Genomic DNA, 12,953 nt, shown 5'->3' on the forward strand with positions numbered 1-12,953 from the left:
AAAGGCACAGAGCGGCGACGGCCGCCGAACCTGCCGCCGCGATTCCACCCAGCACCTTCAGGTGCGTCGTCGTGTGCTCCATGGCCGGCCCCTATCGAACAACGCTTTGCCTCGACTCTACGTGATGTACATCACATCAGACAACGACGTGAGCAAACATCACCGGCAATTCCGGCCGAGTGCTGGCTGCGGCGCAGAAATATGCTTTCAACAGCAAATTCTTGAGCAGCTGCCAAGGCTCGCGAGGTGAACCAGCCCGCGATCAGTGCGGATGGGCGAACTCTGGCGGCGGTGTGGCGCTGACCGGCGGGGTGGCCTTGGGGGTCTCGGGGGTCGACGGCGGCGTCGTCGGTGTTCGGGTGTCGCCCGGTTCGGTGTGTGGCTCGCCCGTCACGGTCTCGCCGATCGTCATCTGGGGGATGGTGACGTCTTCTTCGATGTTGGGTACCGGTTTTCCCGGGCCGCACGACACCACGGCAGCCAATGCCACCGCCGCTCCGCAGGTGGTCGCCACGTGGCGCGGATGTCGAGTCGACACCTCGTCACCCCCTCGATTTGAATTCAAGGCCTGACCACTTCACTGTAGGTCGCGGCGACCCGGTCGGGTGTCCGGTCGGGCGGATCACCCCAAGCGTTCTACGCGGCCAGTCGCGCGGCGACGCCGACCACGCGCCGGGCCAGATGGTCGAGGGCATCGTTGGTCGCCTCGTCGAATTCGGCGATGTTGTCACGGTTGGCGACCAGGCCCACGCCATACGGATTGCCGTCGGCGAACTTCACCTGATCGGTGTAGCCGGGCGGCACGATGATCCCGCCGAAGTGCATGAGCGACACGTACAGGTTCAGCAGCGTCGACTCCTGCCCACCGTGCAGCGTCTGCGATGAGGTGAAGGCCGCGTACACCTTGTCGGCGAGCTTGCCTTCCGCCCACAGTCCGCCCAGCGAGTCGATGAAGGCGCGGAATTGAGCTGTGGGAGAACCGAATCGGGTGGGGGATCCGAAGATCACCGCATCCGCCCACACGATGTCCTCGCCGGTGGCCGCCGGAAGATCCTTGGTGGCTTCGTAATTGGCGGTCCAGGCCGGATTGTGGGCGAACGACGCCGGATCCTGCGTCTCGGCGATGTGCCGAAGGCGCACCTCGGCGCCGGCCGATTCCGCGGCGGCGGTGACACGTTGCGCCATGGTGGTGCCGTGGCCGGTGGCGGAGTAGTAGATGACGGCTACCTTGGGCTGGGTCATGGCGCCAGCTTAGGCAGGTCCCGCAGCCCGAACTCCCGTTTCAACACGGTGCGGGCCGCATAGAAGCCGGCCATCCCGTGCACCCCACCGCCGGGCGGCGCGGCCGACGAGCATAGATACGCCTTGGGAATCGGCGTGGTCCACGGGTCGAGCCGTGGCGTCGGGCCGAGCAGGGCGCTCGCCATGTTGTTGCCCCCGACCCCGATATCGCCGCCCACCAGGTTGGCATTGTGCTCGTCCATGCGCGACGCCGGCACGCTGCGCGTTGCGACCACCAGGTCGCGGAAGCCGGGGGCGAACCGTTCGAGGATCGCGGTCACCGTCTCGGTCAGATCCCGCGTGGAGTTGTTGGGTACGTGGACGTAGGTCCACATCGGCCGGCGGCCGGCCTCGTCGACCCGGGACGGATCGGCGATGTGGGGGAGCGCGGCCAGCACCATCGGCCACTCGGCGTGACGGCCCACGGCGATCTCGGACTCGGCCAGCGCCATCTGTGCCCGGGTGCCGCCCAGGTGCAGGGTCGGCGCTTGGGCCAGACGTGGGTCATGCCACGGGATCTCGCCGCTCAGCACGAAGTCGACCTTCGCCACGCCCGGCCCGTAGCGGTAGCGGCTCAGCGCCCGGGCGTAACGCGGCGGCAGGCTCTTGCCGTAGATCGACAGCAGCGCGGTGGGTGCGGTGTCGTAGATCACCACGCCGGCCGGGGGTTCGATGACCTCCTGTCCGACGACGAGTTCGCCGCCGTGCGCGGTGAGATCGGCGATCAGCGCATCGGGGATGGCTTGGGACCCGCCGATCGGGATCGGCCAGCCCACGGCGTGTCCCAGCGTCGCCAGCATCAGGCCTGCCCCACCCGAAACCAAGGACGGCATCGTTGAAATCGTATGTGCGGCAACCCCGCTGAACAAAGCCCGAGCGTCCTCGCCCGCCAGCGATCGCCACAGCGGCGTGCCCTGGGCCAGGAGCCTCGGGGCGACGCGGAGGGCCGCCCCGATCGACGGCGGTATCGATCGTTTGTCGCCGAGAATGAGACCCACCACGCCGTCGCAATCGGCGGCCAGCGGCCCCAGCAGCCGCCGCCACGAATCCCCGGAATCCAGCTCGGCGCAGGTGCGCTCGATGTCGCGGTAACCGATGGCCGCCGGACGGTGCTGCAGCGGGCTGGCGTAGGAGATCTCGGGGACGGCCAGTTCTACGCCGCGGGCGGTCAGGTCGTAGGCGGCGAAGAACGGTGACGCCAGCGCGAGCGGGTGGACCGCCGAACAGATGTCGTGGCTGACCCCGGGAAACTCCGGATCGGGCAGGGTGCGGGCACCGCCGCCTGGCGTCGGCTGGGCCTCGATCACGCGCACCGCCAGCCCGGCCCTGGCACAGATGACGGCGGCGGACAGGCCGTTGGGCCCGCTACCGACGATTGTCACGTCCACGTCCACGTCACCAGTACACCGCACGCGGTGCCGGTGTGGTAGCGCCCACACACTAGGCTGTCCGCGTGAGTCTTCCCGTTGTTTTGATTGCCGACAAGCTCGCGGAATCGACCGTCGCCGCGCTCGGTGACCAGGTAGAGGTCAGGTGGGTCGACGGTCCGGACCGCGAGAAGCTGCTCGCCGCCGTGCCCGAAGCCGACGCGCTGCTGGTGCGTTCCGCCACCACGGTGGACGCCGAGGTCATCGCCGCGGCCCCCAAACTCAAGATTGTCGCCCGTGCCGGCGTCGGCCTGGACAACGTCGACGTCGATGCCGCCACCGCCCGCGGGGTGCTCGTGGTCAACGCGCCGACCTCCAACATCCACAGCGCCGCCGAGCACGCCCTGGCCCTGTTGCTGTCCGCGGCCCGGCAGATCCCGGCCGCCGATGCCACGCTGCGTGAGCGCACCTGGAAGCGGTCGTCGTTCTCCGGCACCGAGATCTTCGGCAAGACCGTCGGCGTCGTCGGCCTCGGCCGTATCGGCCAGCTGGTCGCCCAGCGCCTGGCTGCCTTCGGTGCCCACATCGTGGCCTACGACCCCTACGTGTCGCAGGCTCGTGCCGCCCAGCTCGGCATCGAGTTGTTGCCGCTCGACGACCTGCTGGCCCGTGCCGACTTCATCTCGGTGCACCTGCCCAAGACCAAGGAGACCGCCGGCCTGCTCGGCAAGGAGAACCTCGCCAAGACCAAGCCGGGCGTCATCATCGTCAACGCCGCCCGTGGTGGCCTGATCGATGAGCAGGCCCTGGCCGATGCCATCACCAGCGGCCATGTGCGGGCCGCCGGGCTGGACGTGTTCGCGACCGAACCGTGCACGGACAGCCCGCTGTTCGAGCTCCCGCAGGTCGTCGTCACCCCGCACCTGGGTGCCTCGACCGCCGAGGCGCAGGACCGGGCCGGCACCGATGTGGCCGCCAGCGTGAAGCTGGCGCTGGCCGGCGAATTCGTGCCCGACGCTGTCAACGTCGGCGGCGGCGCCGTCGGCGAAGAGGTGGCGCCGTGGCTGGACCTGGTGCGCAAGCTCGGCCTGCTGGCCGGCGCCCTGTCCGATGCGGCCCCGGTCTCGCTGTCGGTGCAGGCGCGCGGCGAGCTGGCGTCCGAAGACGTCGAGATCCTGCGCCTGTCGGCGCTGCGTGGATTGTTCTCCGCGGTGGTCGACGAGCAGGTGACGTTCGTCAATGCCCCGACCCTGGCCGCCGACCGCGGGGTGACCTCCGAGATCAGCACCGCCACCGAGAGCCCCAACCACCGCAGCGTGGTCGACGTGCGCGTCGTGCACGCCGACGGCAGCGCGGTGAACGTCGCAGGCACGCTGTCCGGGCCGCAGCTGGTCGAGAAGATCGTCCAGATCAACGGGCGCAACTTCGACCTGCGGGCCGAGGGCTACAACCTCATCGTCCACTACAACGATCAGCCGGGCGCGCTCGGCAAGATCGGCACGCTGCTGGGTAGCGCGGACGTCAACATCCTGGCTGCACAGCTGAGCCAGGACGTCGACGGGGACAGCGCCACCGTGATGCTGCGCCTGGACACCGATGTGCCCGAGGATGTGCGCACCGCGATCGCCTCCGCGGTTGACGCCACGACGCTGGAAGTGGTCGACCTGTCATGAAACTCGCAGTCATCGCCGGTGACGGCATCGGCCCGGAGGTCATCGCCGAGGCGCTGAAGGTGCTCGACGCGGTCTTGCCCGGTGTGGACCGGACCGAGTACGACCTGGGCGCGCGGCGCTACCACGCGACCGGAGAACTGCTCACCTCCGAGACCATCGAGGAACTGCGCGGGTACGACGCGATCCTGCTCGGCGCCATCGGTGACCCGTCGGTGCCAAGCGGTGTGCTGGAGCGCGGCTTGCTGCTCAAGCTCCGGTTCGCCCTCGACCACCACGTCAACCTGCGGCCGGGGCGGCTGTATCCCGGTGTCAGCAGCCCGCTTTCGGGCGTGACCGACATCGACTTCGTCGTCGTGCGCGAAGGCACCGAAGGCCCTTACACCGGTAACGGCGGCGCGCTGCGCGTCGGCACTCCGCACGAGGTGGCCACCGAGGTCAGCGTCAACACCGCCTTCGGTGTCGAGCGCGTGGTGCGGGATGCCTTCGCGCGGGCCCAGTCCCGCCGCAAGCATCTGACGCTGGTGCACAAGACCAACGTGCTGACCTTCGCCGGCGGCCTGTGGTCGCGGATCGTTGCCGAGGTGGGCGCCGAGTACCCGGACGTCGAGGTGGCCTACCAGCACATCGACGCCGCGACCATCCACATGGTCACCGATCCGGGCCGATTCGACGTGATCGTCACCGACAATCTGTTCGGCGACATCATCACCGACCTGTCGGCTGCGGTGTGCGGTGGCATCGGCCTGGCCGCGAGCGGCAACATCGATGCGACGCGGACCAATCCGTCGATGTTCGAGCCCGTGCACGGCAGCGCGCCCGACATCGCCGGGCAGGGGATCGCGGATCCCACGGCCGCGGTGATGAGCGTGGCGTTGCTGCTCGCGCACACCGGCGAGACCGACGCCGCCGCCCGGGTGGACAAGGCGGTCAGCGAGCACCTGGCCACCCGCGGTGACGCGAAGCTGTCGACCAGCGAGGTCGGCGAGCGGATCCTGTCGCTGCTCTGAACACAGACGCTGCGATCGGCCGGCGCTGACCGTACACGCTGACGGTCAGCGTGTGCTGTTCGCCATTCGGAGCCTCCTTCGCGGTTTCCGCGGCTGCGCCATCACATCGGGAACGAGGACTGTCCGACGAATCCGAAATCGGCAACGAGCGCATGCCCGCTGATGGTCGCCGCGGCAGGTGAGGCGAGGAACGTCAGATAGCGGGCGATGTCCTCGGGTTCGTGGATCGGATAGCGGTCCCCGAGATCGGCGTCATCGGACAAACCGATGTCGTTCTTGGGCATTCGGGTGTTCACCACACTGGGGCACACGCAATTCACCCGGATGCCGTCGGCCCGCAGATCGACGGCCATGGCATTGACCATCATGATGAGCGCGCCTTTGGACGCGCAGTACGGAACGTGCAGAGGCCAGGCGGCAAGCGCGGAATCCGATGCGACGATCGTGACCGAAGCCGTCGAGCTGAGGCGCAGGAACGGGAGCGCGTGCTTGACGGGCAGCCATTGGCCTTTCACGTTGATGTCGAACATGCGATCCCACTCACCGGTGCTGATCTCATCGATCGATCTGCCGTACAGGCCGGAGATCCCGGCACACAGCACCAGCGCGTCGAGGCTGCCGAGTTCGTGGACGGTGGTGGCCACCGCTTCGGCCACTGACTCCTCGTCGCTCACATCTGCTTGTACGGCAATGGCTTCGGCGCCCAGTGCGATGAGTTCTGCCACGGTGGCCCTGGCGGACGCGATGTCGATATCAGCGACGGCGACGGCCGCACCTTCGGCGGCCAGCGCCAACGCTGTCGAGCGTCCGATACCCGTGCCGGCGCCGGTGACGAAGGCGACAGAGTCGTGCAGACCGATATCCATGGGCGCTCCGTTCAGACGGTGGTGAGGCAGTCGAGGCCGGCGCGCCAGAACTGCACGCTTTCGCGCAACTCGTCCAGGACGGTCTCGTCGGGGTATTCGTTCGAATGGATAATCTCGAAGAACAGGTGGACATCACCGGTCCAGCCGGCCAACCGTGCCAGCACCGCATCTCGGTCGACGGTGCCGGAGGCGTTGGCGGCAGCGGTGAACGGGCCGTGATGATCCGCCCCGACGGGGGACTGCTGAAGCTGCACCACCGGCGTGTTGAGCCACTTCTCGGTCAACCAGGTCAACGGATCGGCGCTGGGTGTCCCCGGTGTCAGCGAAGACGGGTGTCCCAGATCCAGGCACAGCCGCCACGGCACCGCAGTACCGGAAAGTTCAGCCTCGATATCGTGCGCCTCATCGATACTGTGACCGTATTCCCTTCTGACAGCAAGGTTTTCGAACTGCATATGGTCGAGTCCGACGTCGGCGGCGGTTTCGGCGAGCCGTCGCATCTGGTCCATCTCGGTCGCGATGAGGGTCTTCGACAGCGTGGGATCGGCAGCCGCCGACACTGATAACGCACCGATGTGCCCACCGAGTCCGGTTGCCCCGACCGCCGCGGTGAAGCCGACCATCTCCTGATACCACTCGAACGCCGCGGCGCGGTCGAACGGGTCTTCGGCGAGCAACAGCGGCGAAGAGTAGGCGGCCAGCCCGGTGAACACACTGTGGATGCCGATGCCGAAATCGTCGGCCGCGGTGCGGACCCGTTCGGCGTAGCGCCGGATCGCGTCCCTGTTCAGGCCGAACGGCACCAGGTCCAAGCTGAGTTGGACGGTGTCGAGCCCCAGTTCCTCGGTGACGATACGAGCCCACGCCTCGGGTTGCGGCCAGCGTTTGACGGCAAAACAGGTGTTGATTCCGAGGATCAGGTTGGGTCCGCCGGTGGATGGCGATGTCATCTCAGTTCATTCGCTTTCCGGTCGATTGATCGAAGAAGTGTGCGCTGTCGGGCCGGACCTTCACGTCGATCGGAGCGCCGGGGGTGACTCCGCTGAGCCGGCTGACCTCGGCAACCGCGGTCAGCTCCACGTCGCCGGTTGCGACGGTGACGATGGCACGCGGTCCCAGCAGCTCGACCAGGGTCACGGTGGCGGTGCCTTCCGCGGCGGGGGTGAGCAGCAGATCGTCGGGTCGCACACCGAGTACGACGGGGCCGTCGATCGGCGCGGTGAGGTCCAACTGCAGACCGGATTCGGTTCGGAATCCACCGGTTTCGTTGGCTCCGGGGATCAAGTTCATCTTCGGGGACCCGACGAAAGCGGCGACAAAGGTGTCCGCCGGTTTCGAGTACACCTCCAGCGGGGTGCCGGCCTGGGCCACGCTGCCCTCCCGCATCACCACCATGCGATCCGACAGTGTCATCGCCTCTTCTTGGTCATGGGTGACGTAGAAGGACGTGATGCCCAGCCGGCGTTGGATGTGCAGCAGCTCGGTACGGGTTTCCACCCGCAGTTTGGCGTCGAGATTGCTCAACGGTTCGTCGAACAGGAAGACCGAGGGCTCCCGGACGATGGCACGAGCGATGGCGACTCGCTGCTGCTGACCACCGCTGAGGTCTTTAGGCCGCCGGTCGAGCAGGCTGCCGAGCCCGATCGATTCGGCGACCTCTCGGGCGCGTCGGTGCGCCTCGGCCTTCTTGACCTTCTTGGCGCGTAACGGAAAGGCGATGTTGCCCAGCACGTTCAGATGTGGGTACAGCGCGTAGTTCTGGAACACCATCGCGATGTCGCGGTCCCGGGTGTCGACGTGTGTGACGTTGCGCTCGCCGATGAAGATGTCGCCGGAGCTGATCGGTTCGAGGCCGGCCAGCATGCGCAGCGACGTCGACTTCCCGCACCCCGACGGGCCTACCAGCACCGTCATCGAACCGTCGGGCAGGTCGAGGTTGAGGTTGTCGACGATGCGTACCTGACCGTAGTCCTTGCACACATCGCGGAAGGTGATTGTTGCCATGTGATCTCCAAAATTGCCGAGGCGGCTAGAACTTGACGGCTCCGCCGCCCATGCCTTGGATCAGGCGTCGCTGTACGAAGAACGCCGCGATGATGACCGGAACGATCGAGATGATGATGGCGGCGCTCATCGAGCCGAGGTCGACGCCACGGAACGTATTGAACGACGAGATGGCCACCGGCAGAAGCTGGTTGTTGTTCGGAGCCAGGATGAGCCCGTAGAACATGTCATTCCAGGACAGGATGAAGCCGAAGATCGCCGAGGCGCCGATGCCCGGATACATCTGGGGGATCATCACTTTGCGGAATGCGGCGAACCGGGTGAGTCCGTCGACGAGAGCCTGCTCCTCCAGGGACCGGGGGACCGCTTCCCACAGCCCGATCAAGAACCACGTGACGAACGGCAGCACGAAACTGATGTGGGCGAAGATGACCGGGATCAGCGTTCCACTGAGATTCATCGCGTATCCGGCGGTGAGGAACGGAAAAACCAGCACCGCAGGCGGCAGGACCTGCGCCGCGAGCATGCCGAATCGTGTTGCCGAACCACCGGTCTTGTAGCGGCTGATGGAGTAGGCGGCCATGCTGCCCACGGTGATGCTGACGCCCACCGTCACGAACGCGACGATCGCGCTGCGGACGACGGCGCTGACGATCGTACTGTCGAGCACCTGTTTCCAGTTGTCCATCGACGGTGTGAAGGCGATGAGCCACGGATCGTTGAGTTGTCCCGGCGTCTTGAAGCTGGCGAGAGCGATCCAGGCCAACGGCAGGACGACAATCGCGACGCCGGCGAGGAGGAAACCGATGCGAAGCGCGCTGAAGGACTTGCGCCGAAAGTCACTCATGCTGCGGACTTCTCCATTCGGCGGTACACGACGACGATGACGGCCAGCACGAACGCCAGCACGAGACATGCCATGGCGCTCGCCTCTCCGAGCCGGAAGAACTGGATCCCGGTCTGGTACATGAGGTACTGGATGGTCTCCGTCTCGGTGCCCGGGCCACCTCGCGTGGTGGCATAGACGTATTCGAAGACTTTCAGCGCATCGAGCGCACGCAGCATGATCGCGACGGTCAGCACCGGCGAGAGCAACGGCAAGGTGACCCGGAAGAAGGTGTACAGACCGCCGGCCCCGTCCACCTTGGCGGCTTCGAGTGGTTGCTTGGGCATCGACTCCAGACCGGCCACCAGCAGCAGCACCAGAAACGGGGTCCATTGCCACACATCGATGGCGATGAGCGTGAACAGTGCCGAGCCGGAACCGAAGAAATCGTGGTCGATCCCGACCTTGTGCAATGCGCTGGGTATGACGCCGAGTTGGCTGTTGAGCAGGAACCGGAACACCAGTGCGACGGCGATCGGGGTGATGAACATCGGGATCAGCAGGACCGAGCGGGTGAGGTCCTTCATCCAGCGTTGCCGCTGCAGCGCCAGCGCGATGAGCAGTGCGAGCACAAGTTCGACAACCACCGCGATCACCACATAGGTCGCCGTCACGCTCAGTGAGCCGATGAACTTTCCCTGAAACGCCTTGGTGTAGTTGTCGATTCCGACGAACTGCGCCGGTCGCTGCGAGGTCAGCTTCTTGTCGACAAAGCTCAGATACACGGCGTAGACCAACGGGAAACCGATGGCAACGGCGAAGACCGTTGCGAACGGCGCCATCATGCCGTAGCGAAACCTTCTCATTGTGCTCTCTCTCGGCGGTTTCCGCGGAGCGCTGAGGGGGAGCGCTCCGCGGAAACCGGGTCAGCGTCCCGTGATCTGGTTGGCCGCGGCCTGCGCGTCGGCCAGAGCCTGATCGATGGACTTGGCGCCGATCACCGCTTCGTTGAGCTGCGTGCCGACCTCCTGGACCATCTGTTCGGCGTTGAGCCCCTGCGCGAACGGGACGGTGTTCGTGAGAATCTCGTCCACCGCGGCGAAGTAGCTCTCACCGTTGCCCGACTTGCGGACCTCGGGATCTGCCACGGTGGAGATCCGGGTGGGCGCGCCACCGTTGATGACCCGCTGCTTGTCGGTGGCCTTGTCGGTGATCCAGGAGATGAACGCCCAGGCCGCGTCGGAATCCTTGGAATTGGCCGGGATGGCCCAGGACCAGACGCCCAGTGCACCACGACCCCCGGGCATCGGTGCCAGCTTGAACTTGCCTGCCAGCTCGCCGGATTCGGGCGAGTTGAGGCTTGAGGTCAGCCAGTTGTATCCGACGATGGAGGCCGATCCGCCGGAGGACAGCGACCGGATGGTCTCGTCCTGTGCCCAGTTCGCGCTGTTGGGCGGCGACGCGGACTTCAGCGTGTCGATGTAGATCTGCAGCGCCTTGTGGGCTTCCGGGGTGTCGATCGTCGGATTGCAGTCCTTGTCGAACATCGAACCGCCGGCCGCGGCGTACCAACTCGACCATTCCTCGAGGATCTTGTAGCCGCGCTGCGGGCTGTGGGCGATGCCGGCGTGCTGCGGTGTCGTCATCTTGTTGACGGTCGTCACCAGCTCATCGAGGGTGGTCGGCACCGGCAGGCCCGCGTGCTGCAGCAGATCTTCCCGGTAGATGTAGCCCTGCGCGTAGTTGTACATCGGGATGCCGTAAGTGGATCCGTCGATCTCGTTGACCCCGCGCAGCGCCGGGTAGAAGTCGTCGTAGTCGAGCTTGCTCGCCGTCTCGATCCGGCTGTCCAGTGGCGCCAGGAATCCGGCGTTGACGAAGTCGTCGGTCCACGGATTGTCGATCATGATCAGGTCGTACGTGCCCTGCGGGGCCTGGAACGACGCCACCAGCTTGTCGCGCATCGAATCGTAGGCGAGCTTCTCGATGTCGACGTTGATGTTCGGATACGCCTGCTTGAAGCCATCGAGCAGGGATTCGACCGCTTCGGTGTCGTGTTCGTCCTCCATGAGGATCTTCACGGTGCCCGCATGGTCGGCGGGGATGTCGCCTGCGCCGCTTCCGCTTTGGCCCGCGGAGCCGGAACTCGAACAGCCCGCGAGCGCCAATGTGGTCGCCCCTAACAGCGCGGCGACGGAGGACAACCACTTTCTTGTTCCTGCCATATCCCTTCCAATCCTGTTGATTCGGTGGGTGATCAATCCATGAAGGCGCCGCCGTTGACGGCCAGTGCCTCGCCGGTGATGAACCGGGCGTCATCGGAAAGCAGGAAGGTCAGCGCCTTGGCGATGTCTTCTGGCTGCTCGACACGTCCGAGCGGGGTGTCGTCGATCCACATCTGTTTCACCGCTTCGGCAGTCGTGCCCCGCAACGAGGCCTCCCACTCGAGTTCGCGCTCCTGCATCGGCGTTGCGACATAGCCGGGACAGATGCTGTTGACGGTGATGCCGTGCGCGGCCAACTCGAAGGCCATCGCCTGCGTCAGTCCGATGACACCGAATTTGGATGCGATGTAATCGCTGAGGAAGGGAACCCGGCCTTGCTTGCCGCCCATCGATGCGGTGTTGACGATCGTGCCCCTGCTCTCGGTGCGGACCATTGCCCGAGCCGCCGCCTGACCGCAGATGAACACGCCTTTGAGGTTGATGTCGAAGGTCTTCTCGACGCGGTCCAGCGGCATGTCCAAGAAGCGCTCCATGAACGAGATTCCGGCGTTGCTCACCCAGGCGTCCAGCCCGAGGCGGTCCGCGACGTCGTCGGCGACGCGGGTGGCCGCGGCCGGGTCGGTCACATCGAGCTGCAGGTACTCGTGGTGCTGGCCGGCTGCGGTGTCGAGTTGTTCCGAACAGTTCTTCGCGGCCTGCTCGTCGACGTCGGTCACGACGACCTGCCAGCCCCGGCGGGCCAATTCGGTCACCATGGCCTTACCGATGCCGGACCCTGCGCCCGTCACTACGACTGTCTTCGTCAATGCTCTTCCTTTTCTTACCGTGATCGATGGACGTTCGAGATCACTCGTCTGCGACCCGCACGTCGATGCCTTGCTGCCGGGCGGCCTCCAGTACCGGGCCGTCATGTGGACCGTCTGTCACGATCGTGTTCACCGCGCTGAGCGGCGCGATGTTGACCAGCTGCACGCGGCCGAGCTTGCTGGAGTCGACGGCGAGGATGACGCGGTCGGCAGACTCCATGGCCGCGCGCTTCACGTCGCTTTCCTCGCTGTGATAGTCGGTGAGTCCGCGCTTGGCATCGACACCGGCGACACCCATGACATAGGTGTCGCAGTTGTAGCGGCGATATGTCGCCTGGGCGTCGGAGCCGATGAGGCTGAGCTCGCCGGGTCTCATTCGTCCGCCGGTGAGGAAGACGGTGGTGTTGGGTTCGTCGACCAGTTCAAGTGCGGCAAGCACACTCGGCGTGATCACGGTCAGGCCGAGGCCCCGGCCACGGATCTGGTGCGCCACGGCCAACGCGGTGCTGCCACTGTCGATGATGACGGTCTCGTGTGGTTCCAACAGTTCGACGGCGGCGGCGGCGATGTGGGCCTTCTCGGCGGTTGCGGACTCCACGCGGGTGCCGAACGCGGGCTCCTCGGCCTTGTGGGAGTAGGCGATCGCACCGCCGCGTACCCGCCGCACCCCACCCTGTGCTTCCAGGGCATCGATATCGCGCCGAATCGTCATCTCCGAGACGTCGAACATCGCGGCCAACGATGCGTAGTCCACTTCGCCGTNGAATCGTCATCTCCGAGACGTCGAACATCGCGGCCAACGATGCGTAGTCCACTTCGCCGTCTGCCCGCAGCCGTTCTTCGATCAGGGCTCTTCGCTCTTCGACTGACATCGGCAACCCCCTGTGACACTGTGTGA

General features: G+C 66.0%; 14 protein-coding genes. 3 read left to right on the forward strand and 11 right to left on the reverse strand.

Annotated features, from left to right (window positions below):
- Positions 1-250, forward strand: a 250-nt coding sequence (locus BN4332_RS33940) for a hypothetical protein (protein ID WP_220096850.1), incomplete at its 5' end; no start/stop codon positions are given.
- Positions 251-262: 12 nt separating this feature from the next.
- On the opposite strand, the gene BN4332_RS00145 is transcribed toward BN4332_RS33940, so the two are convergent.
- The 3 genes from BN4332_RS00145 to BN4332_RS00155 form a co-directional block, all read right to left on the reverse strand.
- Positions 263-490 carry a hypothetical protein gene (locus BN4332_RS00145; protein ID WP_220096851.1) on the reverse strand — a complete coding sequence of 76 codons (228 nt, stop codon included), beginning with the start codon at positions 488-490 and terminating at the stop codon, positions 263-265.
- A 146-nt stretch (positions 491-636) separates the two neighbouring features.
- Positions 637-1,242 carry an NAD(P)H:quinone oxidoreductase gene (gene wrbA / locus BN4332_RS00150; protein WP_066895924.1) on the reverse strand — a complete coding sequence of 202 codons (606 nt, stop codon included), beginning with the start codon at positions 1,240-1,242 and terminating at the stop codon, positions 637-639.
- Positions 1,239-2,669: a phytoene desaturase family protein gene (locus BN4332_RS00155; RefSeq protein WP_066896039.1), complete on the reverse strand. Its 1,431-nt coding sequence runs from the start codon at positions 2,667-2,669 to the stop codon at positions 1,239-1,241. Before BN4332_RS00155 ends, wrbA begins: the two co-directional genes overlap by 4 nt.
- A 65-nt stretch (positions 2,670-2,734) precedes the next feature.
- Between BN4332_RS00155 and serA the strand changes: the two genes are divergently transcribed.
- A complete protein-coding gene (serA, locus tag BN4332_RS00160) occupies positions 2,735-4,321 on the forward strand; it encodes a phosphoglycerate dehydrogenase (RefSeq protein WP_066895927.1) in 1,587 nt (528 codons plus the stop codon).
- Positions 4,318-5,328 carry a 3-isopropylmalate dehydrogenase gene (locus BN4332_RS00165; protein WP_066895930.1) on the forward strand — a complete coding sequence of 337 codons (1,011 nt, stop codon included), beginning with the start codon at positions 4,318-4,320 and terminating at the stop codon, positions 5,326-5,328. Before serA ends, BN4332_RS00165 begins: the two co-directional genes overlap by 4 nt.
- Positions 5,329-5,429: 101 nt before the next feature.
- On the opposite strand, the gene BN4332_RS00170 is transcribed toward BN4332_RS00165, so the two are convergent.
- The 8 genes from BN4332_RS00170 to BN4332_RS00205 are packed head-to-tail and all read right to left on the reverse strand — an operon-like array spanning position 5,430 to position 12,809.
- On the reverse strand, positions 5,430-6,194 hold the full coding sequence (locus BN4332_RS00170) for an SDR family NAD(P)-dependent oxidoreductase (RefSeq protein ID WP_066895933.1): 765 nt from the start codon (positions 6,192-6,194) through the stop codon (positions 5,430-5,432).
- Between the two features lie 11 nt (positions 6,195-6,205).
- A complete protein-coding gene (locus BN4332_RS00175; RefSeq protein WP_066895936.1) occupies positions 6,206-7,144 on the reverse strand; it encodes a sugar phosphate isomerase/epimerase family protein in 939 nt (312 codons plus the stop codon).
- Between the two features lies 1 nt (position 7,145).
- A complete protein-coding gene (locus tag BN4332_RS00180; RefSeq protein ID WP_066895940.1) occupies positions 7,146-8,198 on the reverse strand; it encodes an ABC transporter ATP-binding protein in 1,053 nt (350 codons plus the stop codon).
- 25 nt (positions 8,199-8,223) lie between these two features.
- A complete protein-coding gene (locus BN4332_RS00185) occupies positions 8,224-9,045 on the reverse strand; it encodes a carbohydrate ABC transporter permease (protein WP_066895947.1) in 822 nt (273 codons plus the stop codon).
- On the reverse strand, positions 9,042-9,890 hold the full coding sequence (locus BN4332_RS00190; protein WP_066895950.1) for a carbohydrate ABC transporter permease: 849 nt from the start codon (positions 9,888-9,890) through the stop codon (positions 9,042-9,044). Before BN4332_RS00190 ends, BN4332_RS00185 begins: the two co-directional genes overlap by 4 nt.
- Positions 9,891-9,950: 60 nt before the next feature.
- Positions 9,951-11,249, reverse strand: a complete 1,299-nt coding sequence (locus BN4332_RS00195; protein ID WP_066895953.1) for an ABC transporter substrate-binding protein — start codon at positions 11,247-11,249, stop codon at positions 9,951-9,953.
- 32 nt (positions 11,250-11,281) lie between these two features.
- Positions 11,282-12,055, reverse strand: coding sequence for an SDR family NAD(P)-dependent oxidoreductase (locus BN4332_RS00200; protein ID WP_066895956.1), 774 nt, complete (start codon positions 12,053-12,055; stop codon positions 11,282-11,284).
- 40 nt (positions 12,056-12,095) lie between these two features.
- Positions 12,096-12,809: a DeoR/GlpR family DNA-binding transcription regulator gene (locus tag BN4332_RS00205; protein ID WP_066895959.1), complete on the reverse strand. Its 714-nt coding sequence runs from the start codon at positions 12,807-12,809 to the stop codon at positions 12,096-12,098.
- Between the last annotated feature and the right edge of the window lie 144 nt (positions 12,810-12,953).

The organism is Mycolicibacterium houstonense (assembly GCF_900078665.2).
Lineage (GTDB): Bacteria > Actinomycetota > Actinomycetes > Mycobacteriales > Mycobacteriaceae > Mycobacterium > Mycobacterium houstonense.